The sequence below is a fragment of the Desulfovibrio piger ATCC 29098 genome, assembly GCF_000156375.1.
In the GTDB taxonomy this organism is placed as follows: domain Bacteria; phylum Desulfobacterota; class Desulfovibrionia; order Desulfovibrionales; family Desulfovibrionaceae; genus Desulfovibrio; species Desulfovibrio piger.
The window spans coordinates 24,555-51,293 of record NZ_DS996356.1; the positions used below are offsets into that span (position 1 = coordinate 24,555).

A 26,739-nucleotide genomic window follows, 5' to 3' on the forward strand; every position below is an offset into this window, starting at 1 on the left:
GACAGGCGGGCCGTGCGCTACCGGCGGACGGCCCGCCGGCGGAGTCGTGATGCGAATTTTTTCTGTGCTGCTTCTGCTGGCCGCCGGCCTGTTGCTGCTCCCGCCGGGTACCGGTGCGGCGGGGTTCGTGGGCCCCGGTGTCTCGCCGACGCTGACCCGTGCGGCCGACGTGCTCAATGCCTGGGATGATGCCCCCTGTGTTCTGGAAGGCCATATCCTGGAAAAGATCCCCCGCAAGGACCGTTACCTTTTTGAGGACGAGAGCGGCCGCGTGGTGGTGGAGATAGAGCACGAGACCTTCGGGCACCTGACGGTCACCCCCCAGGACAAAGTGCGCCTGGTGGGGCATGTGGACTGGAGCTCCAAGCACCCCAATGAGGTGGAGGTAGACGCTCTGGCCATCATCCAGTGATGTTCGGGCCCTGCGGGGCCTTCCGGACGGCGGATCACCCGCCGGGTTTTCCATTCTTCAGGGGGCGCATGGCGCCCCGTCCTTTTTTGCGGAGGTGCGCATGGTGCCTGTCTCTGTCCTGCTGGTGGAAGATAACGAGGACATCCTCGCCAACCTGTACGCCTATCTTGAGCCCCTGGGCTACGAACTGGATTGCGCCCGCAACGGCCGTACGGGCCTTGAGATGGCCGCGTCCGGCCAGTTCGATCTGGTGGTGCTGGACATCATGCTCCCCGGGCTGGACGGCATCAGCCTGTGCCGTGCCCTGCGTGAGGAACACGGCGTGCAGGTGCCGGTCATCATGCTGACGGCCCGGGATACTGTGGCCGACCGTGTGCTGGGGCTGGATGCCGGGGCCGACGACTATCTGGTCAAACCCTTTGCCCTGCGCGAGCTGGAGGCCCGCATCCGGGCCCTGCTGCGGCGGGGCCGCGCACAGGAGAGCGCCCAGGGCGGCGAGCTGCGGGTGGATGATGTCTGCATCGACGTGGCCGGGCACCGGGTCACGCGGCAGGGCCGCGAGGTCAAGGTGAGCCCCACGGGTTTCCGCATCCTGTGCGAGCTGGCGCGCCGGGCGCCCGCGCTGGTCCGCCGCGAGGAGCTGGAGCGCCGCCTCTGGGGCGACGACCTGCCCGGCGGCAGCGCCCTGCGGACACATATCCACGAACTGCGCCAGCACCTGGACAAGCCTTTCGGCAGCCCCGTGCTGCACACCATCTCCCATGTGGGCTATCGCCTCGGCCGTGAAGAGGAGCCCGGGGCGTGAGCGGCGGTTCTCCCATCCGGCGGCGCCTGCTGGTCTCCTTCATGCTGCTGGCCGCGGGTCTCGGCCTGACCATGGGCATGGTGGGCCTGTTCTCCTATGACAGGCTGGGCGCCCATCTTGTGGACTGGTACGCGCGTCCGGTCATGAATGCCCTCATCGAGGCCGAGGAGCGCTCGCGCCGCGCCGAGGACAGGGGACGGCACAACAATCTGGTCTACGGGGCCGACCTGGCGAGCCTTATGGATCTGCAATTTCGGGTGGGCAAACAGATCCCCCGTGAATGGCGTGCCCTGGAGCCCGGCCTGCATTTCTTCGACCGCATGGAGAACTTCGTCTTCCTCGAGGAGCACAAGGGCGTGCGCTACGCCCTGAGCGGCCACACGGGCCTGCTGGTGACCATCAAGGCCCAGCTGACCCGGGTCCTGGGCCTGTGCGCGGGCCTTGGCCTGGGGGTGGCGGCCCTGCTGGCCGTGCTGCTCAGCCGGCGGCTCACGGGCCAGCTGACCGACCTGACCCGCACCGTGTCCCGCTGTCCCGTGCCCCGTGCCGGGGGGGACTATCCCGGTCTGCCGCCCTTGCCGCAAGTGGCCCTTGATGACGAGGTGGGCGTGCTGGCCCGGGCCATCGCCAGCCGCGAGGAGGCCCTGCGCCGTTTCGTGCAGCGCGAGAGCTTCTTCACCGGCGACGTGAGCCATGAGCTGCGCACCCCCCTGACCGTCATGCAGGGCGGGCTGGAAGTGCTGGAACTGCAGCTGGAACGCCTGCCCGGCTCCGAGCGCTGCGCGCCCACGGTGGAACGCCTGCAACGCACGGTGCGCGACATGTCCGCCACGGTGGGCATCCTTCTGCTGCTGGCCCGCCGCCCCGAGAACATCGAACTCGAGCCCGTGGATCTGGCCCTGCTGGTGCGCGACACGGCCCAGGGGCAGGACTGCTTTTCGCTGGAGCTCCCCGAGAGCCGGGAAGTGCAGGCGCAGCCTGCACTGGCGGGGATCGTCGTCAAGAATCTGCTGGACAATGCCCGGCTTTACTCGGAAAATGGCCGTGTTGCCGTGCGCCTGGACGAGCATGTGCTCCAGGTGCGCAATGCGGGGCGCATCCCTGAGGATCTGGACATCTTTGCCCGCGGGGTGCGTGCCCGTGCCCGTGGGGATGCCACGCCGGGCGGCAGCGGTCTGGGCCTGTCGCTGGTGCGCCGTGCCTGCGAGCAGCTGGGCTGGTCGGTGAGTTACCGGCACAGCGGAGAAAATGAGACACTGTTCGAGGTGCGCTTCGTACCGGACAGTGATGGAGAACGTGTGTGAAGATCAGCATGAGCAAGGGCCGCCTGCTGGCCGTACTGGCCCTGTTGCTGGGCTGTGCGCTGCTCTGGCGGGGCTTTTTCGAGCCCGGCCGGCAGCGCGGCATGCCGCAGGATACGCCGCCGGTGCGTGTGGCCACGGCCCTGGCGCAGGACATGCCCCATTTCCTCAACGGTCTGGGCACGGTGGAGCCGTCCAGTGACGTGCTGGTGACCAGCCGGGTGGACGGGCATCTGCAGCGCCTGCATTTTACGGAAGGGCAGTTCGTCCATAAGGGCGACCTGCTGGCCGAGATCGACCCCCGGCCGTTCGAGGCCGCGCTGGGCGAGGCCCGCGGCGCCCTGGCCCGCGATACGGCCCAGCTGGAGAACGCCCGCCGCGACCTGGCCCGCTATGAAAAGCTGGTGAGCGGCGGCCATATCGCCCGGCAGCAATACGACAACCAGCGCGCCCTGGTGCGCCAGTACGAAGGCACGGTACAGTCCGACAAGGCGGCCGTGGATTCCGCGGCCCTGCAATTGCAGTACAGCCGCATCACGGCCCCGGCCGACGGCGTACTGGGCCTGCGCAAGGTGGACGAGGGCAACATGGTGCATGCCTCCGATACCGAAGGCCTGGTGCGCATCACCCTGCTGACGCCTTCCTATGTGGTCTTCACCCTGCCGGAAAGCCGGGTGCCCCTGGTGGCGCAGCACTGGCGTGAGGCCCGCAAGAGCGGCGGCCGCCTGCTGGTCCAGGCCTGGGACCGCGAGCAGCAGGCCCTGCTGGCCCAGGGCTTTTTGCTGAGCATGGACAACCAGATCGACACCGCCACGGGCACGGTGAAGCTCAAGGCGGAATTCGCCAACGAGGACCACACCCTCTTCCCCAACCAGTTCGTCAATGCCCGCCTGCTGGTCACGGTCCTGCCGCAGGCCGTCACGGTGCCCACCGCCGCGGTGCAGCTGGGCAGCCGCGGTTCCTACGTCTATGTGGTGGACAAGGATACCGTCCGCCTGCGCGAAGTGACGCCCGGCGTGCGTACCGACAGCCTGACCGTCATCGACAAGGGCCTTGCCGCGGGCGAGGTCGTGGTGGTGGACGGTGTGGACCGCCTGCGCGACGGCCTGCGCGTGCGCGTGACGGCCAGCATGGAGACCCCGCGCGTGACCGTGCCCGCCACCGGGAGCGGGGACTGATCTTTGGGAAGGGGAGCCCCGGCACTGCTCCGATGCCTGTGATGCCGCGGCCCACGGGCACGGCCTGCGGCCGCCATCCGGCGGCGCGGGGGCTGTCCCCTTTTCCCGGCCCCATCCCTCCTTCGGTGCGCCTTGCCGGGCACGTCAGCTCCCCGGCAACAAGATCATGCGGTGAGCGAACGGTGCTGGGGAGAGCAGTGGCGTCCCTTCGCCGTATGTTCCGCAAGGAACAGTGTTGACGATGCCGGGCCCCTGCCCCCCTGGGACAGCGGGCGCAGGCCCTTTCCTCCTTCCTTTCCCGGTTCCCTGTCCTTCCGCAGGGCAGGGGCCCGCCGCTTTCCGCTGACGGCTCCGCCGCTGGTTCCAGAAGACAGACGAGCAGCTCCATGAACATTTCCCGCATCTTCATCCTCCGGCCCATCGCCACCTCGCTGCTGATGGTGGCCCTGCTCCTTTCCGGGCTGCTGGCCTATCATTACCTGCCCATGGCGGCCCTGCCGCAGATCGACTACCCCACCATCCAGGTGCAGACCCTGTACCCCGGTGCTTCGTCCGAGGTCATGGCCGCGGTGGTCACCTCGCCGCTGGAACGGCAGCTGGGCACCATGTCGGGCCTTGTGCAGATGACCTCCCTGTCCTCGGCCGGGGCTTCGGTCATCACCTTGCAATTCGACCTTTCCGTGCCGCTGGACGTGGCCGAGCAGGAGGTGCAGGCCGCCATCAACGCGGCGGACAACCTTCTGCCTTCCGACCTGCCCAACCCGCCGGTCTACAACAAGGTCAACCCGGCGGACCCGGCCATCATGACCCTGGCGGTCTACAGCGACGCCATGCCCCTGACCCGTCTGGAAGACCTGGTGGACACCCGGCTGGCGCAGAAGATCTCGCAGATCACCGGCGTGGGCCTGGTGACCCTGTCGGGCGGGCAGCGGCCCGCGGTACGGGTGCAGGTCAACCCGTCGGCCCTGGCCTCGGCCGGGCTGACCATGGCCGACGTGCGCTCGGCCATCGCCTCGGCCAACGTCAACGACGCCAAGGGCAGCTTCGACGGGCCCCAGCGCACCAGCACCATCGACGCCAACGACCAGCTGGCCTCGGCCGAGGAGTACGCGCGGACCATCATCGGCTACAGCAACGGCGCGCCCCTGCGCCTGGAGGATGTGGCCACCGTGGAGGAGGGCGCGGAGAACGCCCGTCTGGCCGCCTATGTGGCCGACGGTGAGCAGGGCTTCCGTCCGGCCATCGTGCTCTCCATCCAGCGCCAGCCCGGCGCCAACGTCATCACCGTGGCCGACAGCATCACCCGTCTGCTGCCGCAGTTGCAGCAGGCCCTGCCCGGGCATGTGCGGGTGCAGGTGGTGACGGACCGCACCACCACCATCCGGGCCACGGTGCACGACGTGCAGCTGGAACTGGTGCTGGCCGTGGTCCTGGTCATCGCCGTCATCTGGATCTTCCTGCGCAACGTACAGGCCACCATCATCCCGGCCCTGGCCGTGCCCCTGTCGCTGGTGGGCTCGCTGGGCGTCATGTATCTGGCGGGCTTCTCGCTCAACAACCTGACCCTCATGGCCCTGGTCATCGCCTCCGGCTTCGTGGTGGACGACGCCATCGTGGTCATCGAGAACATCAGCCGCTATCTGGAGAACGGCTACAAGCCCCTGCAGGCCGCCCTTGTGGGGGCCGGGCAGATCGGCTTCACCATCATCTCCCTGACCCTGTCGCTGGTGGCCGTGCTCATCCCCCTGCTGTTCATGGGCGACGTAGCCGGTCGACTGTTCCGCGAATTCGCGGTCACGCTGGCCGTGACCATCCTCATCTCGGCCGTCATCTCCCTTTCCCTGACGCCCATGCTCTGTGCGGTCATGCTGCGGCCGGAGCGGCACAGGGAAGGGGAGGGCAATTTCTTCCCGGCCCTGCTGCGCTGGTACGAGGTCAAGCTGGACTGGGTGCTGGCCCACCAGCGCCTGACCCTGGCCGTGGCCGTAGGCACCCTGCTGCTGAGCGTGGCCATGTACGCGCTGGTGCCCAAGGGCTTTTTCCCCACGCAGGACACGGGCGTCATCCAGGGCATCGCGGAATTCCCGCAGGATACGTCCTTTGCGGCCATGGCCCGGCGCCAGAAAGAACTTTCCGACGTGCTGCTGGCCGATCCGGCCGTGGCCCGGGTGGCGTTCTTCGTGGGCGTGGACGGCATCAACCCCAGTCTGGCCACCTCACGCCTGACCATCGACCTCAAACCCCTGGAAGAGCGTGACCACCGCGCCCCGGTCATCGCCCGGCGCCTTATGGAACGGGCGGACAGCCTGCCGGGCATGGATCTGTTCCTGCAGCCCGTGCAGGACCTGACCGTGGAGGACCGCGTCTCGCGCACCCAGTACCAGCTTTCGGTGGAGGCCCTCAGCGACGCCCAGCTGGAAGGGCGCATCCCGGACATCCTGGCGGCGCTGCGGGCGCGGCCGGAGCTGAGCCATGTGACCAGCGACCTGCTGGGCGGGGGCCGCATGCTCTGGCTGGACATCGACCGCGATGCGGCCAGCCGCCTGGGCGTGAGCATGGACGTCATCGACAATGCCCTTTATGACGCGCTGGGCCAGCGCCTGATCTCCACCATCTTCACCCAGACCAACCAGTACAAGGTGGTGCTGGAAAGCGCGCCACAGTTCCGGCGCGGCCCGGACGACATCGAAAAGATCTACGTCAAGGGCGGCGAGGGCAAGCCCATCCCGCTCTCGGCCCTGGTGCGCATGGAAGAACGCTCCGCGCGCCCGGCCACCATGCGGCAGGGCCAGTTCCCGGTGGCCACCATCTCCTTCAACGTGGCCGAAGGCTCCTCGCTGGGGGCGGCCGTGAGGGCGGTGGAAGAGACCCTCGCTTCCCTGGAGCTGCCTTCGTCCCTGCGCTGCCAGTTCCAGGGCGCGGCCCATGCCTTTGCCACGTCCACGGACAATCAGGTGTGGTTGCTGCTGGCCGCCGTAGTCACCATGTACATCGTGCTGGGCGTGCTCTACGAAAGCTACATCCATCCCGTGACCATCCTGTCCACCCTGCCGTCGGCGGGCATCGGCGCCACGCTGGCCCTCATGCTTTGCGGCATGGAGCTGGGCGTGGTGGGCATCATCGGCATCATCCTGCTCATCGGCATCGTCAAAAAGAACGCCATCATGATGATCGACTTTGCCCTGGAGGCCGAGCGGCAGGAAGGCAAGGATCCGCAGGCCGCCATCCGGCAGGCCTGTCTGCTGCGTCTGCGGCCCATCCTCATGACCACCATGGCGGCCCTGCTGGGGGCCCTGCCCCTGATGATCGGCTGGGGCATGGGCGCGGAGCTGCGCCGTCCGCTGGGCGTGACCATGGTGGGCGGCCTCATCGTCAGCCAGGTGCTGACCCTGTTCACCACGCCCGTCATCTATATCTGGTTCGCGCGTCTGGCCGAGAAGCTGGGCCGTCGCGGCGGGGAGGCCGGTCATGGCCAGGCCTGAGGAAGCGTCGCGGACCACCGCATCCGGCACGGAAAGCGGCCATGCCCATGAAGGGCAGGATTTGGCCCTGGCCGGGGAACGGCGCAAGCGCTTTGGGCCGGAGTTCATCCCCCTGAACCTTTCCGCGCCCTTCATCCGCCGGCCCGTGGCCACCACGCTGCTGACCATCGCCGTGACCCTGGCGGGCATGGTGGCTTTTTTCCTGCTGCCCGTGGCGCCCCTGCCCGAGGTGGACTTCCCTGTGGTCAGGGTGCAGGCCAGCATGCCCGGGGCCAGCCCCGAGACCATGGCTTCCACCGTGGCCACGCCGCTGGAACGGGCCCTGGGCCGCATCGCCGGGGTGACCGAGATGACCTCCAGCAGCAGCCTGGGCTCCACGCGCGTCATCCTCCAGTTCGATCTGGACAGGGACATCAACGGCGCGGCCCGTGACGTGCAGGCGGCCATCAACGCCGCCCGTTCCACCCTGCCCACCATGCCGTCCAACCCCACCTACCGCAAGGTGAACCCCTCGGGCGCGCCCATCCTCATCCTGTCCGTCACCTCGGACGTCCTGAGCCGTACCCAGCTCTACGATGCCGCGTCCACCGTGCTGGCCCAGAAGATCAGCCAGATCGCCGGGGTGGGCGAAGTGACCGTGGGCGGCGGCGCCCTGCCCGCCGTGCGTGTGGACATCTCGCCCGATGCCCTGCACCGCACGGGCCTGACCATGGAAGACGTGCGTGAGGCCCTGGCCGGGGCCAATGCCTTTTTGCCCAAGGGACATCTGGAGAACGAGAGCACCTCCTGGACCGTGGTTGCCAGCGACCAGCTGCGCACCGCGGCCCAGTACCGCAAGGTCATCGTGGCCGAGCGTGACGGTATCGCCATCCGGTTGGGCGACGTGGCCACGGTGACGGATTCCAGCCAGGACATCCGCCAGATGGCCCTTTCCAACGGCAAGCCCTCCATCCTGCTCATCGTGTTCCGTTCGCCCGGGGCCAACATCATCGAGACCGTGGACAGGGTGAAGGCCATGATCCCGCAGCTGCGTTCCTGGCTGCCCGAAAGCGCGGATCTTTCCGTGCGCATGGACCGTTCGCAGACCATCCGGGCCTCGCTGCATGAGGTGGAGAAGAGCCTGCTGCTCTCCATGGCCCTGGTGGTGCTGGTGGTCTTCCTCTTTTTGCGCAACGGCCGCGCCACCAGCATCCCGGCCGTGGCCGCGCCGGTATCGCTCATCGGCACCTTCGGGGTCATGTATCTGTGCGGTTACACGCTGGACAACCTTTCGCTCATGGCCCTGACCGTGGCCACGGGCTTTGTGGTGGACGACGCCATCGTGGTGCTGGAGAACATCGTGCGCCGTCTGGAGATGGGCGAGAAGCCCCTGCGGGCCGCCCTGCGCGGTGCGCGCGAGGTGGGCTTTACGGTCATCTCCATTTCCCTGTCGCTGGTGGCGGTCTTCATCCCCATCCTGTTCATGGGTGGCGTGGTGGGGCGGCTGTTCCGCGAGTTCTCCGTGGTGCTGGCCACGGCCGTGCTGGTCTCCATGGTGGTCTCCCTGACCACGACGCCCATGATGTGCGCCACGTTGCTGCGGCCCTTCGATGAAGAGCTTTCCCGCCGCAGCGCCCGCCTGCGGGCGGAAGAGGGCGGACGGCAGGGGCTGTTCACCCGTGTGGGGCAGCTGTGGGGCCGCTTCCTGTCCGCCATGCAGGAGGGCTATTCCCGCAGCCTCTATGTGGTGCTGGATCATTGGAAGCTGACCCTGACCGTGCTCCTGCTGGTGGTGGCGGCCAATGTCTGGATGTACGTCGTGGTGCCCAAGGGCTTCTTTCCCCAGCAGGATACGGGCGTCATCATGGGCGGCATCCGCGCGGACCAGAGCGCCTCGTTTCAGGACATGGAAGTCAAGCTGGCCCGGCTGGTGCGCATCCTCAGTGCCGATCCGGCCGTGGATCAGGTCTCGGCCCACATCTCGGGCGGTCGCGGCGGCGGGGGCGTGTTCATCTCCCTCAAGCCGCTGGAGGAACGCGGCATCAGCGCCCAGCAGGTCATCGGCCGCCTGCGCGGCAAGATGTCCTCGGAACCGGGGCTCCAGATCTTTTTGCAGGCCGCGCAGGACATCATGATGGGCGGGCGCAGCTCCCGCTCCCAGTACCAGTACACCTTGCAGGCCGACGACCTGGACAGCCTGCGCCGCTGGGGACGGCGTTTGCAGCAGGAGTTCGCGGGCATCCGCATCCTCAAGGACGTGGACAGCGACATCGAGGAGCGGGGCCTGCAGACCCTGCTGACCATCAACCGCGATGCCCTGGCCCGGCTGGGCCTGACCATGAAGGACGTGGACGCGGCCCTGAACAATGCCTTCGGCCAACGTCAGGTCAGCACCATCTATGAGGAAAAGAACCAGTACCGCGTGGTGCTGGAATATGCCCTGCCCTGGCTGGAAGGGGAGGATTCGCTGGGCAAGGTCTGGCTGCCGGGCAAAGACGGGGCCGTGCCCCTGCTGGGCGTGGCCGAGGTCTCACCGGCCTTCGCGCCCCTTTCCGTGGCCCATCAGGGCCAGTTTGCTGCCGTGACCCTGTCCTTCAACCTGGCGGAGGGCGCGTCCCTTTCGCAGGCGCAGGCCGCCATCGACGAGGCGCGCGTGCGCATCGGCATGCCGTCCACCATCGTGGGCAGCTTCCAGGGCACGGCCAAGATGTACAGCGATACGGTCAGGGATCAGGTGCTGCTCATCCTGGCGGCCCTGGCCGCGCTCTATATCGTGCTGGGCGTACTTTACGAGAGCCTCATCCATCCCCTGACCATCCTTTCCACCCTGCCGTCGGCGGGCATCGGGGCCCTGCTGGCCCTGCGGGCCTGCGGCATGGAGTTCAGCGTCATCGCCCTCATCGGCGTGCTGCTGCTTTGCGGCATCGTCAAAAAGAACGCCATCATGATGATCGACTTTGCCATCGATGCCGCGCGCACCCGCAACCTGCCCCCGCGCGAGGCCATCCACGAGGCCTGCCGCCTGCGCTTCCGTCCCATCATGATGACCACGGCCGCCGCCATCCTGGGGGCCGTACCGCTGGCCCTGGGGCAGGGCGACGGCGCCGAGATCCGCCAGCCCCTGGGCATCACCATCGTGGGCGGCCTGCTGGTGAGCCAGCTGCTCACCCTGTACACCACGCCCGTGGTCTACCTGTGCCTCGACCGGGCCCGTTTGCGCTGGCGCCGGCGCTGGTGGCGGCTGCGCTACGGCGAGCGCAAGGCGGCCCTGCTGACGGCGCTCTGCCGTCAGGGCTAGGGACGGTCTTTTGGCAGGCCGGGCCGGGAAAGCCTGTTCTTGGAGGCATGGCCCTTGCGGCCGGCATCCGGGCGGCCCATTCTGCCCCAGGAAGTTTTGTGCGAAAGAAGGCGCGCTGCGGCGGGGCAGAGCCTTCCCCGCACTCATTGCCTGTCTGGGCTGCCCTGCGTCCTGATCTGGACAGGACGCTTCTCCGCATCCTTTTTGTCTCCGCAGGTCTGTCTTTTAATTCCACAGATTGACGCCCCGCATGGGGGATCCTATGCTGGGGCGGTGACGGCATCGTCATAGAACAATCTGTGGAGGAAGCATGAAAATCAGGGACTTCGGACTGGAGATCTTTTTTGGACGGTATGAATTCAGTGCGCCGTATCTGCTGGCGCAGTCGGACTGCGAATCCCTGAGCATCCGCGAACTGCTGGCTCTGGAGCCGGGCGCGCAGGAAGGCTTTCTGGATACCTGGCTGGGCTACAGCGAGAACGACGGCGCCCCGGCCCTGCGAGAGGCGGTCTCCGGCCTGTACACGCAGTGCGGCCCGGAAAACGTGCTGCTGCATGTGGGCGCGCAGGAAGCCATCTTCGGGGCGCTCAACGTGCTGGTGGAGCCGGGCGAGCATGTGATCTGCCAGTTCCCCACCTACCAGTCCCTGTATGAAGTGGCGCGGGCCGCGGGCTGCGAGCTCTCCCTCTGGCCCCTGCATCAGGGCAAGGACGGCTGGTACTGCGACCTTGACGAGCTGGAGCGGCTCATCACGCCCAAAACGCGCCTGCTGGTGCTGAACACGCCCAACAATCCCACCGGCTACGCCCTGTCCGCCGACGAGCGGCAGCGCATCTGCGAGCTGGCCCGCCGTCACGGTCTGCGCATCCTGGCCGATGAAGTCTACCGGGGCCTGGAAGCGCCGGACGCCGTGCCCCCGGCCTTTTGTGACATCTACGAGCGGGCTTTTTCCGTGGGCGTGCTCTCCAAGGCCTACGGCCTGCCCGGCCTGCGTGTGGGCTGGATCGCCTCGCAGGAACGGGACGCCATCGGTGCCCTGAGCCGCTACAAGAATTATCTCAGTATCTGCTGCCCCACCCCTTCCGAAGCCCTGGCCCGTATCGCCCTGAAGCACGGCCCGGCCGTCCTGGCCCGCAACCGGGAGATCATCGCCCGCAATCGCCGCATCGCTGCGGATTTCTTTGCCCGTTACGAGCACGTGTTCCTCCACAACCCGCCCCAGGCCGGGCCCATCGCCTTCCACGGCCTGCGGCCGGACTTCGTGGCCCGCTTCGGTTCCGCACTGGCTTTTTGCGAACATCTGGCCCAGTCGGCCGGTGTGCTGCTCCTGCCCGGCAATGTCTATGACATGGACGCGCCCTATGTGCGCATGGGCTACGGCCGCGCCAACTTTGCCGAGAACCTGGCCATGCTGGACACCTGGCTGCGGCAGAATGCCTAAATGTACAGGAAAGCAGTTTGATAAATAGGTGCTTGGTATAGGATATGCTTTTATTGTCAGAAGTAGTTGATGTTTTCTATTGTCTTAGGGAAAGATATGCGACTTATATGCTTTAATATAGGCTGGATGGAACGGTATGATGCTACAGGAAGAGTGATCTCTGATTTTAGATATGTTCGTGATAACGGTACAGGTGAGGAAATATCAAATTTTGTCAACAGGAATGGATATTGCTATGGCAATGTTCCTGTAAGGTATATAGAGGGGAAATCTGTCAGTCTGCATCTAGAAAGGCTTGGGGCCAGCAAAAAAGATATGTCTGTGGATGATGTGACTGTTGTTTTTTTTGCACGTCACCCAGAAAGGAAGGTAGCCTGTGTCGTCGGGTGGTATCGCAATGCTCTTGTTTTTAGAAAAGAGCAGCAGGAGTTCCTGGATGGGCAAAAAGTAAAATATTCGGCAAAAGCACGTGCTGAGGATTGTATTTGCCTGCAAGAGCAGGAGCGCTCCTTTGCGATTCCTTCTGGGCATATCGTGAAAGGGGGCTACGGGCAGGGAACCATGTGGTATGCAGACTCGGATGCTCCGGCCATCGTGGCATTGCGAAAACAGCTTGAGACCTATTTGCTCCGGTACTAAGCTATGGAGAAACAAAAGGACGCCGTGACGGCGTCCTTTTTTCATAAGGGGCTCCAAGGGAGGAAGCGATCTGGATGGGCCCCTGTTTCAGGCCGGGATGTCCCTGACTACGAGGCAGCGAGGGGGACCGGTGCCCGTACCTGAAAAAGTTTTTTGGAAGAAGGGATCCGGGGGAGAGGACCTTTTGTTCACACGAGGTCTCTCCCCCGGAATGCCCGCATTTCTACAGTGGCGGCATCTCGCCACCCTGGCCGCGCGCTGCTTTGTCCAGCCAGTCTGCCCAGCGGCAGCCTATCTCGATGAGCCTGTCCTGCGACAGCCGGGTGCTGTCATACAGGATGAGGGCCGAACCGCTCAGGGGGTTGAGCTCTATGTCCCGCACGCCGTCCACCCGCAGGAGGGCGGCGCGGGCCTTGCCGGCGATGGCCGCGTCACGCAGGGCAGGGTGCCGGACGCGCACGCGTCCGTCCATGAAGCTGCGGACGTATTTCACGAAGCGCAGGCTGTCGAGCATCAGGCGGCCTCCAGCTGGCGGGCGTGGCGACCGGGCAGATGCGGCCGCATGGCATTGAGGGTCACGCCCAGGGTCGTCAGGTTGTGCAACAGGGCCGAGACACCGGGCGTCAGGATCATGAACAGGCCCCCGGCCAGGAACATGCTGTTGAGCAGCATGGTGGCCGCAAAGTTGACGTGGATGCGCCGCAGGGTGGCCCGGCCCAGCAGCCGGGCCGTGATGAGCCCGCTGAGGTCCGGCCGGGTGAGCAGCACGTTGGCCACTTCGCGGGCCAGATCGGCGCCGTCGCACATGGCCACGCCCACATGGGAGGCGGACAGGGCGGGGGCGTCGTTGATGCCGTCGCCCACCATGAGGACCTTGCAGCCCTGGGCGGTGAGGTCGGCGATGACGTCGGCCTTGTCGGCGGGCAGGACCTGCGCGCGGTATTCCTTGAGTCCCAGCTTGCCGGCCACGGCACGGGCGGTACGCTCGTCGTCGCCGGTGAGCATGAGGATGCGGCGGAAGCCCAGCTCCTCGAGCTGCTTGAGGACCTGCGGGCATTCGGGACGCAGGGGGTCCTCGATGGCCAGGAAACCGGCCAGCTTGCCGTCGATGGCCAGATAGAGCAGCGAGCGTCCCATCTGGGCCTGGGCATCGATCTCCGCTTCCAGGGGCGAAAGGTCGATGCCTTCGTCGCACTCGATGTAGTGACGGCTACCCACACGCACGGCCTTGCCGTACAGGGTGGAGGCGATGCCGTGGGCCACCACATATTCCACCTGGGCGTGTTCCTCTTCATGTTGCAGGCCTTCTTCCTGGGCGCAGCGGACCACGGCCCGGGCCACGGGATGGGGAAAGTGCTCCTCAAGGCAGGCTGCAAGGCGCAGGACCTCGTTCCGCTCATGACCGGCGGCGGGGATGACCTCCACCACATGGGGGCTGGCATTGGTCAGGGTGCCCGTCTTGTCGAAGACCACGGTATCGGCTTCGGAAAGGGCCTCCAGGAAGCGCCCCCCCTTGATGACCACGCCGTGGCGCGCGCCTTCGCGCATGGCGGCCAGCACGGCCAGCGGGGTGGCAAGACGCAGGGCGCAGGAATAGTCCACCAGCAGCACGGAGGCCGCCTGCATGGGGTTGCGGGTGATGAGCCACACAAGGCCCGCCAGAGCGAAGGTGAAGGGCACGGCCATGTCGGCCATGCGTTCGAACTTGCCCTGGATGCCGGCCTTGAGGGCCTCGGACTCTTCGATGAAGCGCACCACCTGCTTGAGACGGGTGCCGTCGCCCACGTGGGTGGCGCGGATGACGAGGTGTCCCTGCTCCACCACCGTGCCCGAGTAGACGGCAGCGCCCTTGCTGCGGGGCACTCCCAGGGGCTCGCCGGTCATGCTGGCCTGGTTGACCACGGCCTCGCCGTCTTCGACGATGCCATCCACAGGGATGGAACCGCCGTCGCGGACCACGACCAGATCCCCTTCGCGCACATCAGAGAGCGGCACGCTGGTCTCCACGCCATCGGCCAGTACCCAGACGGTATCCACATTAAGGGCCAGGCTCTCGGTCAGGCTGTCCATGGAGCGGCGGCGCGTCCAGTATTCCAGGGCCTCGCCCAGCCCCAGCAACAGGGTCAGCACGGTGACGGTACGGAAGTCGCGCCGCAGCAGGGAGACCCCGATGGCCGCGGCATCCAGCACGTCCACATTGAGCTTGCCCTGGAGGAGCGAGGCGAGGCCCTTTCGCAAAAAGGGAAGGGCCCCCATGACGCTGCTGGCCACGCGCAGCTTGAACGGCAGGAACGGACGGACGAAGAGGAAGCGCATCAGGGGGCCGAAACCGTGGGCTCCCATCTCGTCCTCTTCATGGGCCGGCAGGCGGCTGCCGGAAGCGTGACGTTCAAGGCTGCTTTCCAGTTCCTGGGTCAGGGTGGCCAGGACGCTGCCGTCATTGAGGGCGCCCGCGTCCTGGGCGGCCAGGGAGCGGAGCACGTCCTGCCGGGCCTGCGCATGCCGGTAGAGCACGAGGACGCTGGGCACGCGCGGATTGACCCGCACGCCTTCCACGCCGTCGATGGCATCCAGGGTGTCGGCCAGGATCTCGGCCTGTGCTTGCGTCATGGGGCGGCAGGCACGCGCACGCAGCCGTCCGGCCCCGTTGGAGCAGCTTAGTTCATGAACCAGAAAAAAGCGCATGCGCGTGCCCCTCATCAGGCCTGGGGTTCGGCAGCTTCGGCCTTGCGCTTGTCAGCGGCCTGACGGGCTTCGGCCGCCAGGTCTTCCATGTCTTCCTTGACGGATTCCACCTTGCTCATGATGGCGTCCTTCATGTCCATACCGCGGCTCACCAGGTCGGTGGCCAGGGGTTTGAGATCGAGCTTGCCGCGGGTGACGGCAACGGTGCCCACGACGCCCAGCGCCAGACCTCCCAGGAAAAAAAGACCGTATTTCAGACCGTTGTTCATGCTTGTGCCTCCGTTTGCACAGGTAAAAGGATACAGAGGGCCATCCGGGCCATGTTCTGGCACGGCCCGGACAGCAAAAGACGCATGGTTGGGAGAAGAGAGGGGCTAGTTGGAGACGTCGACGGTGATGTGGTCGGCTTCGCTGTTGCGCAGGGTGACGGTCACGCCGGAAAGGCGCAGCGCAACGGGGTCTTTGAGGGGCGCACGGCCCACGATGGAAACGGTGGTCCCGGGGATCAGGCCCATGTCCCGGATGCGGCGGCCCATTTCTCCAAGGGCTTCCACAGTGGCGATCCTGCCGCTCTGGCCGATCTGCATCTGACGAAGGCTGATGATGTCGCTCATGATCTTCTCCTTTGCTGGTACGGGCCCGGAGCAGGGACCGGCATACCTGCGCAGTGCGATCCGGCCGGGACGATCCCGACCGGGCTTGGGGGGCGGCTGATCCGGCATGTCGAACCGCTACTCCGGGCTTGCAAAGAAGCATGGCGTAAACTAGGATGAGTGTCAAGAAAAAAGAAAATCACTTTCATTTTTCTTTTGCGCATTGTGTAAAATTTTTTATCTTTTCATTTTAACCTCTTACCCCAGGAGCTTTCTTATGGAAGAAGCCTGTCTCACTACAGGAAGTCTGGCTGTCCCCGCACGTCCCGCGACCAAACCGCTCAGCGGGCGCAAACTGGCCATGCGCATCATGCTGGGTGCGCTGGGCGCGTCGGTGGTGCTGGGCCTTGCCGGCAACAAAACGGCCCACGTGCTGACCGGCGCTGTGTTCAGCGCCTTGCTGGCCGATCACGTCTGGAAGCGCCGCAAGGCCCTGTAAGGAGTAGGACATGGAGCGTCCTTCCGACAGGGAAGCGGCATCGCCAGCCGCTCCGGGGGCGGCCGTCCCCCGATGGAAAGCCCTGCTGAGCGAGAGCATCCAGCGACTGGCCATATGGGGGACGGGCCTGCTGGCGGCCCTGGTGGCCCTGCTGGCCCTGGCCCAGATCGTTTGTCTGGCCCTGTGTCTGCTGGCCCTGGTGCTCCTGGCCCTGTGCTTCCTGATGGCTTCCTATCCCGAGGAGTGCCGCCAGTTCTGGCGCATGCTGCGGGAGACGCGCGCGGAAGGGCGCCGCAACGATCCCTGAACCGTGGGAGCGGCCGTTGCGGCCTGAGGGGCCGGCCGCTCCGCAAGGGAAGCTGCCCGCGCAGAGATGCGGACAAAAAAAAGACCACCCGTCGGCGGGTGGTCTTTTTTTGTCAGGGAGCGGGAAAGAGCCTATTCCTTGGGCTGGTCCTCATCGGGCAGGTTGGCCGTCTCGTGCTGGCCCTGCAGCAGGTTGCGGTGACCGACGATGATGTGGTCGAGCACTTCGGGCTTGGCCAGGGCCGTGGTATCGCCCAGGTCGTCGTAGACGTTGCCCGCGATCTTGCGCAGCATGCGGCGGATGACCTTGCCGGAACAGGTCTTGGGCATGGCTTCCACGAACTGGATGTATTCGGGGGAGGCCAGGGCGCCGATGTCGCGGCGCACGGTGTCGCGCAGCTTCTTGCGCACGTCGTCGCTCCAGGGCACTTCGTCACGGGTGACGACGTAGGCGTAGATGCCTTCGCCCTTGAGGGCATGGGGCATGGGCACCACGGCGGCTTCCGCCACTTCGGGGCAGGAGGCCAGCACGGCCTCGATCTCGGCGGTGGAGAGGCGGTGGCCGGAAACGTTGATGGAATCGTCCACGCGGCCCAGGATCCAGAAATAGCCGTCCTCGTCCACTTCGGCACCGTCGCCGGATTCGTAGCAACCGAAGCGCGAGAAGTAGGACTGGTACTTTTCTTCGTCGTTGTACACGCCCTGCATCATGCCGGGCCAGGGCTTGCGGATGACCAGATGGCCGCTGCGGGTGGAACCGTCGCCGTCTTCCTCGTCACGGGTGGCGCTGCCGCCCATGACGGCCGCGTCGATGCCGGGCAGGGGCCGCGAGGCCGAGCCGGGCTTGAGCTTGGTGGCGTAGGGCAGGGGGCTGATCATGGCGCCGCCGGTCTCGGTCTGCCACCAGGTATCCACGATGGGCAGCTCGCTGCCGCCGATGTTCTTGTGGTACCAGTGCCAGGCTTCGGGGTTGATGGGTTCGCCCACGGAGCCCAGGATGCGCAGGGTGCGCAGGTCATAACGCTCGGCCCAGGCTTCGCCCAGGCGCATGAGGGAACGGATGACCGTAGGCGCCGTGTAGAGGATGTTGACGCGGAATTTTTCCACGATGCGCCAGTATCGGTCCGGCTTTGGCCATGTGGGCACGCCTTCGAACATCACCACGGTGGCGCCCAGGGCCAGCGGCCCGTACACGCCGTAGGTATGGCCGGTGATCCAGCCCATGTCGGCCGTGCACCAGTAGACGTCGTCGTCGCGCATGTCGAAGACCCATTGCGTGGTGTGCGCCGCATAGGTCAGGTAGCCGCCCGTGGAGTGCATGATGCCCGTAGGCTTGCCGGTGCTGCCGCTGGTGTGCAGCAGGAAGAGCGTGTCGTTGGCGTCCATGGGCTCGCAGGGGAAGTCCACGTCCAGGGTGAAGTCTTCGATGAGGTCATGCCACCAGATGTCGCGGTTGGGGGTCATCTTCACGTCGTAGAGGTCGGCGTGGTTCACCACCACCACATGGGCCACGGAGGGGCACTTTTCGAGGATGGGGTCCAGATTGGCCTTGAGGGGCTTGATCTTGCCGGCGCGGATGGCGGCGTCGGCGGTGATGACGACCTTGGCCTTGGAGCCCTGGATACGGCTGCGCACGCCGCCTTCGGCATAGCCGGAGAAGATGGCCGTATGGATGGCGCCGATACGGGCACAGGCCAGCATGGCGATGACCAGCTCGGGGATCATGGGCATATACAGGGCCACACGGTCACCCTTGTTGATGTGCAGGGAGCTCAGGGCGTGGGCCACGCGGCAGACCTCGGTATAGAGCATCTGGTAGGTGAAGCAGCGCACGTCCATTTCCTTTTCGCCCTGCCAGATAAGGGCGGCCTTGTTGCGGCGGCCGGAGATGAGGTGGCGGTCGATGCAGTTGAAGGCGGCGTTGAGCTTGGCGCCGGTGAACCATCTGTACTTGTGCCGCGCTTCGTCGGCCTCCAGTACCTTGTCCCAGCGCTTGAACCAGTGGATCAGCTGCGATGCGCGTGCACCCCAGAAGTCATTGGGGTCTTCCAGAGCTCGCCGGCAGATGGCGTCGGCTTCGTCCTGACCGCAGATCCACGCGGACGACTTGCCGTGCTCGGGGGGGAGGTAGCTACGCTTCTCGGTTAAGAGAGTGGTAATCCGTTCCTGGGACATGATGGCAACTCCATAAGCTTAAGACTGCAAACAACAGTGGAAAATCATCCATGCTACCGGCGTAAAGAGATTTCTTACGGGCGTCAAGGGCCAGAAAACTGTTTGTGCTACCAGTCATTGTGGAGAAAAAAGGGACAAGGAGCTGAAACAGAGGGCAACAAATCGGCAGCAGACAGCGGTGTGCACGGGAATGACAGTTCGTGAAATAAATCTCAAATTAAGGCGATTTTTTATGAAATTTTTTTTAAAATTTTTTCGATATTCGGAACGGCAGCCTGCTTTTCGTGCAAAAAACACATGGCAGCAGAAAAAAAAGACAGCGTGACGGAAAAATGAAAAGGGCGGCCTCATGACGAGACCGCCCTGAAAAGCAGGACAGGAAAACGGCAGGGATTAGTCTACGGGACGCATCCAGTCCCCCTCCAGCAGGAGGGCGGCAAGACGGCTCACCGGCAGGCCCACCACCGTGGACCAGGAACCGCGCACGCTTTCCACCAGAAAGGCCCCCTGGCCCTGGATGGCATAGGCTCCGGCCTTGTCGGCCGGTTCGCCGCTGCGCACATAGGCGCGGAGCACGTCGTCCGGCCAGGCATGGAAACGGACGGCGCTGGTATCGGCAAAGCCCGCGCTGCTCCCGTCAGGGAAAAGGCAGCAGACGCCGGTGATGACCTCATGCTCGCGGCCGGAAAGACGCCGCAGCATGTCCAGGGCGTCCGCATCGTCCACGGGCTTGCCCAGGATGTCGTGCCCCAGGGCCACCACGGTGTCGGCGGCCAGGATCAGGTCGGCAGCCCCGGACTCCGCCGAGGCGGCCACGGCCTGCGCCTTGGCCGTAGCGGCACGCAGGGCATAGGCGGCGGGCGTTTCCCCGCGTTCGGGACGCGGTTCCACCCCGGTGGGGCGGACGATGGTATGGGACAGGCCCCATTCGTCCATGAACTGGCGGCGTCGCGGCGAGGCCGAAGCCAGGACCAGACGGATGCCGGGCCGCAGGACGAAGAGGGGCTGGAGCGGGGCCGCGTTCATCGGCCTTCCTGATGGGGCCAGTTCTGGCGGGGCCAGTGGCGCAGCAGTTCCTTGCCTTCCATGTCGTAGACGTGGAAGCAGCCGTCCTCATACAGGCCGTAGCTGCGGGGGAAACCGCCCTTGGGCAGGCTGAGGGAGCCGGGGTTCCAGAAGTGCAGGCCGTCCAGGCTCTCGCCGCGCGGGATATGGGTATGGCCGCGCAGGATGACCGTGCCCGGGGCAAAGCCCGGCAGGGGCGGGGTCTCCGGCAGACGGTGGCCGTGGCTGGCGAAGATGCGCAGGGCATCGGCTTCTATCCAGGCGTTCTCCGAGACGGCGAAGGGCGTGAGCATGATGTCCACTTCGGCATCACAGTTGCCGCGCACGGCCGTGACCGGGCAGGGCAGATGGTTCAGACGGTCCAGTTCTTCCAGCACGGAGCGGGTGTCGTAACCGCCGGGCAGGGGGTTACGCGGGCCGTGGTAGACCAGGTCGCCCAGCAGCACCAGCATGTCGGGCGACAGGCGCTCGGCCGTATCACAGAGGAAGCGCAGGCTGTCCAGCGAGCCGTGCAGGTCGGAAGCGATGAGCAGACGCATGGACGGCCCTAGCCTTTGTGTTCCTCATCCCAGCGGGCGCGCTCCACAGCGGCGTCCACCAGCATGATGGGGATATCGTCACGCACGGGATAGACCACGTTGCAGGCCGGGCAGGCCAGGCCTTCGGGATGCTCGGCAGAGGGCAGGGGCTCCAGGGAACCCATGCAGCGGGGGCAGGCCAGAATCTGCAGCAATTCCTGTGTGTTCATCATGATGTTTCCTTGTCTTGGGGGACAGCGGCCCCCTGTTTTGCGAGGGCAAAAGCATAGCTTTTTGCCGCCCGTTCTTCAAGCCAAAGCTGCCGGGAGCGCCTGCCGGAAAGCGTGACCTGCCGGGCGTTGCGTACCTTGCCACGGGAGTGCTCGGCTTGCTTTTTTTTCATAAAGTCGTAGTTTACTTGAAAAGAAAAAGATAACTGTCAGGGATGAAAGCATGCAATTCATTGATTTACATACGCATTCACAGGCCTCTGACGGAACGGACAGCCCCGGGCAGCTCGTGCGCAATGCCCGGATGCAGGGGCTGGCGGCAGTGGCGGTGACCGATCACGATACGGTCTCCGGCCTGGACGAAGCCGAGGCCGCGGCCCGGGATCTGGGGCTGGACTTCGTGCGTGGATGCGAATTGTCGACCAGTACGGAGCTGGGCGAGATGCATGTCCTCGGCCTGTGGCTGCCCCGGGATCTGGCTCCCCTGCAGGACAGGCTCCAGTATCTGCGCCGCAAACGCAGCGAGCGCAATGTCCGCATCGTGTCAAAGCTCCAGGGCCTTGGCGTGGAGATCGAGCTCGACGAAGTGCTGCACGAGGCCCGCGGCGAGAGCGTGGGGCGCCCGCACATCGCCGCCGTGCTGGTCCGCAAGGGCTACGTGAAGGACGTCAGCGAGGCCTTCAAGGAATATCTGGGCTATTACGGCCGGGCCTACCTGCCCAAGGAGGTCCTGCAGCCCGAAGAGGCCGTGGAAGTCCTTTCTTCGCTGGGGGCTACGGTCTGCCTGGCCCATCCCATGTTGCAAAAACTGCCCGAGGGCTGGCTGGAAGCCTTCATCGAACGCCTCCTGCCCTGCGGGCTCACGGCCATCGAAGCCTATCACAGCGAACATTCCGAGGCCGCTTCCCGGCGCTGTCTGGAGCTGGCCCGCCATTACGGTCTGGGCGTCAGCGGCGGCTCGGACTATCACGGCACCAACAAGCCCCGCATCCGTCTGGGCAAGGGCTACGGCTCCCTGCGCGTGCCCTACAGCGTGCTGGAAGACCTGCGCGAGATGCGCGCCCGGCGCGGCCTGCCCTGCTAGGGCGCGGTGCCTGTCCACAGTGTTTGGGGGGAAGGGAACCCCCTCCTGCCGTGCGGCTTTCGCCGACGGCGGATGCAAAAAAGCGGGACCCTCATGGAGGGCCCCGCTTTTTTCGTCAGTGATGCTCAGGCGCGGCTAGACCTTGCCCATGCCGCAGCACTTCTTGTACTTCTTGCCGCTGCCGCAGGGGCAGGGATCGTTGCGGCCCACGCGGGGCTTGGCCTTGGCGGGCTGGTTGCCGGCGTCCGTGGTCTGGCTGCCGGAGTAGGCCAGGTCGTCGTTCTCCTTGTGGCGCAGGCTCAGGGTGGGCTTGGCCTTGGGAGCTTCCTGCTGCGGCGCTTCGGCCGGGGCATTGCCTTCTTCCACGGCACCTTCGGCGGGCGCGGGCTCGGCAGGCTGCACATGCACGCGGGTCAGGGCGCGGAACACGCCTTCGCGGATCTGGAAGAGCATGGACTGGAACATCTCGAAGCCTTCACGCTTGTATTCCAGTTTGGGGTCCTTCTGGCCGTAACCGCGCAGGCCGATGCCGTCACGCAGGGCGTCCATGTTGCGCAGGTGTTCCTTCCAGGTGCGGTCCAGTTCTTCCAGCAGGAAGTAACGCAGGATGTCCTGGTACAGGGGGCCGGCTTCTTCGCGCAGCTGCTGGAAGATCTGGTGGATGCATTCCTCACAGCCGGCACGGTCGGGCACGGGGGCATCGGCCGCCAGCACGCGGCCCAGGTTGAAGACGTCGGCCAGACGGGCCTGCAGGGCCTTGCGCAGCTCGATGGCCGTGTCGGTATCGGCCTGCTCCAGCGGCGTGTAGGCATCGTCCAGGATGTCGTTGCGGAACTCGCTCAGCACGGGTTCCAGATCTTCTTCCACCATCATGTCGCGGCGCAGGGTGTAGATGACCTCGCGCTGCTGGTTCATGACGTTGTCGTAATCCAGCAGGGTCTTGCGGATCTCGAAGTGGTGGGCTTCCACGCGCTTCTGGGCGCTTTCCACGGCGCGGGTGACCATGGCGTTCTCGATGGCTTCACCGTCCTTGAGGCCCAGCTTCTCCATAAGGCCGCTGATGCGGTCGGAGCCGAACAGGCGCATGAGGTCGTCTTCCAGCGAAAGGTAGAAGCGGGAGGAACCGGGGTCGCCCTGACGGCCGGAACGGCCGCGCAGCTGGTTGTCGATACGGCGGCTCTCGTGGCGTTCGGTGCCCAGGATGTGCAGACCGCCCAGTTCCAGCACGCCTTCGCCCAGCACGATGTCCGTACCGCGGCCGGCCATGTTGGTGGCGATGGTCACATGGCCTTTCTGGCCGGCCTGGGCCACGATCTCGGCTTCACGGGCGTGCTGCTTGGCGTTGAGCACGCTGTGCGGGATGTTGAGCTTTTTCAGGCGCTGGGAGAGCATCTCCGAGGTCTCGATGGAGATGGTGCCCACCAGCACGGGCTGGCCCTTTTCGTACAGCTCGCGGATGGCCTCGATGATGGCATCGTACTTTTCCTTGCGGGTACGGTAGATGAGGTCGGGGTAGTCCTTGCGCTGCATGGGCTTGTTGGGCGGGATGGAGACCACTTCCAGATTGTAGATCTGGTGGAATTCCACGGCTTCGGTATCGGCCGTACCGGTCATGCCCGCCAGCTTGTCATACATGCGGAAATAGTTCTGGAAGGTGATGGAGGCCAGGGTCTGGTTCTCGGCGGCGATGGTGACGTTTTCCTTGGCTTCCAGGGCCTGGTGCAGACCATCGGAATAGCGGCGGCCATCCATGAGGCGGCCCGTGAACTCGTCCACGATGACCACCTTGTCGTTCTGCACGATGTAGTCCACGTCGCGCTTGAAGACGTGATGGGCCTTCAGGGCCTGCAGGATGCAGTGCTGCTGGGTGATGTTGGCCGGGTCGAAGAGGTTGTCCACATGCAGCAGGGCCTCGCAGTGGGCCACGCCTTCCTCGGAGAGCATGGCGGTGCGGGCTTTTTCATCCACGGTGTAATCTTCGGGGCCCAGCTGGCGCACGATCTGGTCCATGGCGCGGTACATGCCCACGCTTTCGTCGGAAGCGCCGGAGATGATGAGCGGGGTACGGGCCTCGTCGATGAGGATGGAGTCCACTTCGTCCACGATGGCGAAGTTGTGGCCGCGCTGCACCAGCTGCGTGGCGTAGAACTTCATGTTGTCGCGCAGGTAGTCGAAGCCGAACTCGTTGTTGGTACCGTAGGTGATGTCGGCGCCGTAGGCTTCCTTGCGGGCCTGGTCGTCAAGGCCGTTGACGATGACGCCCACCGAAAGGCCCAGGAAGTTGTAGAGCTTGCCCATCCACTGGGCGTCACGGGTGGCCAGGTAGTCGTTGACGGTGACCACATGCACGCCCTTGCCGGAAAGGGCATTGAGGGCCACGGGCAGGGTGGCCACCAGGGTCTTGCCTTCACCGGTCTTCATTTCGGCGATCTTGCCGCGGTGCAGCACGATGCCGCCCACCAGCTGCACGTCATAGTGGCGCATGCCCATGACACGGCGGGAGGCTTCGCGGACCAGGGCGAAGACTTCGGGCAGAAGGTCGTCCAGGGTGCGTTCGCCGGCCTGCACCTGCTGGCGGTATTCCGCCATGCGCTGGGCGAAATCCTCGTCGGCCAGTTCCTGCATCTGGGGTTCGAGCGCGTTGATGCGCGCCACGATGGGGCGCAGGCGGCGCAGGTAGCGGTCGTTCTTGCTGCCGAAAATCTTTTTGAAAATGAAACCGAACATGCGTTCTCCTCGTTTGGCGGGATGGCCTGCCCCGGGGCAGGCGCGCGACCGCGTGCATCCAGAAAAAACGGACGGGCCGTGCGTGAAAGGGCCCGGCACCGGGGGGCCGGGCGTCACAAACGGTCGCGCATGCCGTAGAAGTAAGGTCAAAACACGGCTTTGGCAATGCACCGAGGGGTAAAAATGCCCTCACGGACAGGAGAAAACGCGCAGGGCGAGCCTCCCGGAGCAGAGAGGACTGCGGAGGGATGCCGCGCCAGACTGCGCCGGAGAAGGGACATCCTTGCCCGGATATGCTGACCTTCTCCGTCTGCGGCAGGTCAGCCGGGCTGCAAAGCGCGCTGGAGAGGGGATATATGAGAAGGAGGCCTCTCCCGGACATTCGGAGAGGCCTCCTCAAAGAAGATTGGCGCGGACCGTGGGCAGGTTGCGCAGGCGGCTGTGACGGCGGGACCGGCAATGCGGAGCCTCTGCGCACCTGCTCGTGGGTATGGCCTTGCGGCTATGGCCGGCGTGGGCCCGAGGGACCCGGACAGTACCGCAGGGGCCCCCGGATGCCGCTGCCTAGGCTTCCGGGCCGTGTTCCTGTTTGATGACGGCTTCGGACTTGATGCGGTCCAGCAGCTCGGCAAAGGTGGCCTTGACGTTCTCGCGGATGTCACCGGCCACCACCAGCAGGAGCAGGTCGTCACCGGGCTGCAAGTCGCCTTCATTGGCCTGGGCCACGATGGCGAAGATGCCGGGGCGCTGTTCCATCTCATGGCAGATGGCGTCCATCTTGGCCTGGTCATGGCTGACGGTGATGGAGCTGACCGGCGCATGATCCTTGCGCGACCAGCCGCGGACCACGCCATTGTGTACCAGCATCATGCCCACATGATCGCTGAAGCCGGGGCGGGCCTTGAGTTCCTGCAAAACCTTGTTGACGTCCATACTGACTCCTTTGTGTGCGCTGCCGGATCGGTCCGGCACAGGGGCAAGCATACACGGCACAGGCCCGTGGATAAAGGGCGTACGGCGTGTGAAAACAGCTTTTTACGCGGATACTCCTGTTGCAATACGCTGGAATGATTCAGGAATAAAAAAATATTACTTATTTTCACGCTAGGTATTGATTTTTTAATTGAGAATCATTACTATTCAAAAAAAGCACATGGAGGAGTATATGAACAGCCTGCAAGATTATGCTCTTTATGATATTTCCTGGAACTTGAGCCCTGAACACGCCGTGACCATGTACCTCGAATGGGGCAACAACGACTGGCACTCCGAATATCCGCCCGTGCGCTCCAAGGAAGATGTGTCCCACTACTTCGTGGTGGACAGCTGGGGCAAGGAACCCGTCATCCGCCTGGTGCGCCGCAACTCCGAACACGCTGAAGATTTGTTCACCATGCCGCTTCCCCACCACCTGCTGTCCGAGTACGAATCCGTTCACGGCAAGTGGCGCGGCATCAGCGAACCCACCCCCGCCATCAAGAGCTGGCTGCGCCACGAACTGGGCCAGTAGACAGCTTTGACATCATAACGATCCTTCCTTCTTCATTCCCTCCTCAAACCCATAAACCTCCACACCAAACGCACCAGACAGGGCCCCGGCAACGGGGCCCTTCGTCTTTTCGAGGCCCGGTATGCCGCCGGCGTCATCCCGGCCAGGGAAGTTACCGGCGGGCTCTTTGTGAGGGGCGGCCGGGCACGATGGCCTGTCCGCAGCATCCCTGCCCGGGCGGGATCGCCGCAGCGGAGCGGTCGTCCGCGACCCTTCCCGGGCGGCGGGCATGAAAAAAGCCGGTGACGTGTGCCACCGGCTTTTTCGTATCTGTCAGGCAGGTGCCTTACTTGTTGGTCTTGAGGAAGTTCTTGGCACGGGCCGCTTCGGGCGAGTTGGGGTACTTCTTGATGAGCTCGTTCATGCGGGCCTTGGCGGCGGCCTTCTGGTTCATCTTGCTGAAGCAGATGCCCTGCTTCAGGTAAGCGCCCGGGGTACGGTTGCTCTTGGAGAACTTGGTGATGACCGTATCGTAGGCCAGGGCGGCGTCAGGGAACTGGTTGCGCTGGAAGTAGCACTCGGCCAGGTAGTACTGCGCGTCGGGGGCCATGCTATGCGTGGGATAGTTCTTCATGAAGTCGGCGAAAGAGCGCTGGGCCTCATCGTACTTGCGGGCCTGGAAGGCATTGAGGCCGGCGTCATACAGGGCCAGCGAGATGTCCTTCTTCGCAGCGGGCTTGGCTTCGGGCTGGGGCGTGGGCTGGCCCCAGGTGCTGCCCGTGGCGGCAGGCGCGGCCGGAGCGGCAGCGGGCGCAGCGGCGGCATCACCGTAA

The 26,739-nt window shown here is 65.1% G+C and carries 23 protein-coding genes; 12 read left to right on the plus strand and 11 right to left on the minus strand.

Translation table 11 applies throughout. The features are described from left to right. Positions 1-49: 49 nt before the first annotated feature. The 8 genes from DESPIG_RS05710 to DESPIG_RS13725 all read left to right on the plus strand — a co-directional run bounded on the left by DESPIG_RS05710 (position 50) and on the right by DESPIG_RS13725 (position 12,535). A complete protein-coding gene (locus DESPIG_RS05710; RefSeq protein WP_006006120.1) occupies positions 50-412 on the plus strand; it encodes a NirD/YgiW/YdeI family stress tolerance protein in 363 nt (120 codons plus the stop codon). Positions 413-512: 100 nt separating this feature from the next. Continuing rightward, positions 513-1,217: a response regulator transcription factor gene (locus tag DESPIG_RS05715; RefSeq protein WP_006006121.1), complete on the plus strand. Its 705-nt coding sequence runs from the start codon at positions 513-515 to the stop codon at positions 1,215-1,217. Beyond that, positions 1,214-2,521 carry a sensor histidine kinase gene (locus DESPIG_RS05720; RefSeq protein WP_006006122.1) on the plus strand — a complete coding sequence of 436 codons (1,308 nt, stop codon included), beginning with the start codon at positions 1,214-1,216 and terminating at the stop codon, positions 2,519-2,521. Before DESPIG_RS05715 ends, DESPIG_RS05720 begins: the two co-directional genes overlap by 4 nt. Beyond that, entirely contained in the window at positions 2,518-3,696 is a 1,179-nt protein-coding gene (locus DESPIG_RS05725) for an MdtA/MuxA family multidrug efflux RND transporter periplasmic adaptor subunit (RefSeq protein WP_006006123.1), read from the plus strand. The genes DESPIG_RS05720 and DESPIG_RS05725 overlap by 4 nt, the downstream gene beginning before the upstream one ends. Positions 3,697-4,082: 386 nt before the next feature. Then, entirely contained in the window at positions 4,083-7,178 is a 3,096-nt protein-coding gene (locus tag DESPIG_RS05730; protein ID WP_006006125.1) for a multidrug efflux RND transporter permease subunit, read from the plus strand. After that, positions 7,165-10,455 (plus strand): efflux RND transporter permease subunit, encoded by a 3,291-nt coding sequence (locus DESPIG_RS05735; RefSeq protein ID WP_006006126.1) that lies wholly within the window; start codon positions 7,165-7,167, stop codon positions 10,453-10,455. The genes DESPIG_RS05730 and DESPIG_RS05735 overlap by 14 nt, the downstream gene beginning before the upstream one ends. A 310-nt stretch (positions 10,456-10,765) precedes the next feature. Further along, complete coding sequence (locus DESPIG_RS05740) at positions 10,766-11,896, plus strand: aminotransferase class I/II-fold pyridoxal phosphate-dependent enzyme (RefSeq protein WP_006006128.1); 1,131 nt, start codon at positions 10,766-10,768, stop codon at positions 11,894-11,896. Between the two features lie 69 nt (positions 11,897-11,965). Beyond that, positions 11,966-12,535 carry a hypothetical protein gene (locus tag DESPIG_RS13725; protein WP_147589050.1) on the plus strand — a complete coding sequence of 190 codons (570 nt, stop codon included), beginning with the start codon at positions 11,966-11,968 and terminating at the stop codon, positions 12,533-12,535. Positions 12,536-12,758: 223 nt separating this feature from the next. Here the strand turns inward: DESPIG_RS13725 and DESPIG_RS05750 are convergent, their stop codons facing one another. The 4 genes from DESPIG_RS05750 to DESPIG_RS05765 all read right to left on the minus strand — a co-directional run bounded on the left by DESPIG_RS05750 (position 12,759) and on the right by DESPIG_RS05765 (position 15,834). Further along, entirely contained in the window at positions 12,759-13,049 is a 291-nt protein-coding gene (locus DESPIG_RS05750; protein WP_006006132.1) for an HMA2 domain-containing protein, read from the minus strand. Beyond that, positions 13,049-15,220, minus strand: a complete 2,172-nt coding sequence (locus DESPIG_RS05755; protein ID WP_040369495.1) for a heavy metal translocating P-type ATPase — start codon at positions 15,218-15,220, stop codon at positions 13,049-13,051. Before DESPIG_RS05755 ends, DESPIG_RS05750 begins: the two co-directional genes overlap by 1 nt. Positions 15,221-15,234: 14 nt before the next feature. Beyond that, the gene (locus DESPIG_RS05760) at positions 15,235-15,489 is read right to left on the minus strand and encodes a DUF6110 family protein (protein WP_006006135.1); all 255 of its coding nucleotides are present in this window, start codon (positions 15,487-15,489) and stop codon (positions 15,235-15,237) included. A gap of 105 nt (positions 15,490-15,594) precedes the next feature. Further along, complete coding sequence (locus DESPIG_RS05765; protein ID WP_006006138.1) at positions 15,595-15,834, minus strand: FeoA family protein; 240 nt, start codon at positions 15,832-15,834, stop codon at positions 15,595-15,597. A 256-nt stretch (positions 15,835-16,090) separates the two neighbouring features. On the opposite strand from DESPIG_RS05765, the gene DESPIG_RS05770 reads away from it, so the two are divergent. Together DESPIG_RS05770 and DESPIG_RS05775 are read left to right on the plus strand one after the other, a co-directional pair. Further along, a complete protein-coding gene (locus tag DESPIG_RS05770; protein ID WP_040369496.1) occupies positions 16,091-16,312 on the plus strand; it encodes a hypothetical protein in 222 nt (73 codons plus the stop codon). 10 nt (positions 16,313-16,322) lie between these two features. Next, positions 16,323-16,619 carry a hypothetical protein gene (locus DESPIG_RS05775; RefSeq protein WP_006006142.1) on the plus strand — a complete coding sequence of 99 codons (297 nt, stop codon included), beginning with the start codon at positions 16,323-16,325 and terminating at the stop codon, positions 16,617-16,619. A 131-nt stretch (positions 16,620-16,750) separates the two neighbouring features. Here DESPIG_RS05775 and acs read toward each other — a convergent pair whose 3' ends face one another. The 4 genes from acs to DESPIG_RS05795 all read right to left on the minus strand — a co-directional run bounded on the left by acs (position 16,751) and on the right by DESPIG_RS05795 (position 20,609). Further along, the gene (gene acs / locus DESPIG_RS05780; protein WP_006006145.1) at positions 16,751-18,793 is read right to left on the minus strand and encodes an acetate--CoA ligase; all 2,043 of its coding nucleotides are present in this window, start codon (positions 18,791-18,793) and stop codon (positions 16,751-16,753) included. A 393-nt stretch (positions 18,794-19,186) separates the two neighbouring features. Continuing rightward, positions 19,187-19,819 carry a Maf family nucleotide pyrophosphatase gene (locus tag DESPIG_RS05785; RefSeq protein WP_006006150.1) on the minus strand — a complete coding sequence of 211 codons (633 nt, stop codon included), beginning with the start codon at positions 19,817-19,819 and terminating at the stop codon, positions 19,187-19,189. After that, positions 19,816-20,397, minus strand: coding sequence for a phosphodiesterase (gene yfcE / locus DESPIG_RS05790; protein WP_006006152.1), 582 nt, complete (start codon positions 20,395-20,397; stop codon positions 19,816-19,818). The genes DESPIG_RS05785 and yfcE overlap by 4 nt, the downstream gene beginning before the upstream one ends. A gap of 8 nt (positions 20,398-20,405) precedes the next feature. After that, a complete protein-coding gene (locus tag DESPIG_RS05795) occupies positions 20,406-20,609 on the minus strand; it encodes a Trm112 family protein (RefSeq protein WP_006006155.1) in 204 nt (67 codons plus the stop codon). Positions 20,610-20,829: 220 nt separating this feature from the next. Here DESPIG_RS05795 and DESPIG_RS05800 point away from each other — a divergent pair, with 220 nt between their 5' ends. Further along, entirely contained in the window at positions 20,830-21,690 is an 861-nt protein-coding gene (locus tag DESPIG_RS05800; RefSeq protein ID WP_006006157.1) for a PHP domain-containing protein, read from the plus strand. A gap of 135 nt (positions 21,691-21,825) precedes the next feature. Here the strand turns inward: DESPIG_RS05800 and secA are convergent, their stop codons facing one another. Together secA and DESPIG_RS05810 are read right to left on the minus strand one after the other, a co-directional pair. Then, the gene (gene secA / locus DESPIG_RS05805; RefSeq protein WP_006006161.1) at positions 21,826-24,417 is read right to left on the minus strand and encodes a preprotein translocase subunit SecA; all 2,592 of its coding nucleotides are present in this window, start codon (positions 24,415-24,417) and stop codon (positions 21,826-21,828) included. A 564-nt stretch (positions 24,418-24,981) separates the two neighbouring features. Beyond that, positions 24,982-25,350 carry a molybdenum cofactor biosynthesis protein MoaE gene (locus DESPIG_RS05810; RefSeq protein WP_006006163.1) on the minus strand — a complete coding sequence of 123 codons (369 nt, stop codon included), beginning with the start codon at positions 25,348-25,350 and terminating at the stop codon, positions 24,982-24,984. 232 nt (positions 25,351-25,582) lie between these two features. On the opposite strand from DESPIG_RS05810, the gene DESPIG_RS05815 reads away from it, so the two are divergent. After that, entirely contained in the window at positions 25,583-25,927 is a 345-nt protein-coding gene (locus DESPIG_RS05815; RefSeq protein WP_040369497.1) for a DVU0772 family protein, read from the plus strand. Between the two features lie 325 nt (positions 25,928-26,252). Here DESPIG_RS05815 and ybgF read toward each other — a convergent pair. Further along, positions 26,253-26,739, minus strand: a 487-nt coding sequence (gene ybgF / locus DESPIG_RS05820) for a tol-pal system protein YbgF (RefSeq protein WP_006006171.1), incomplete at its 5' end; no start/stop codon positions are given.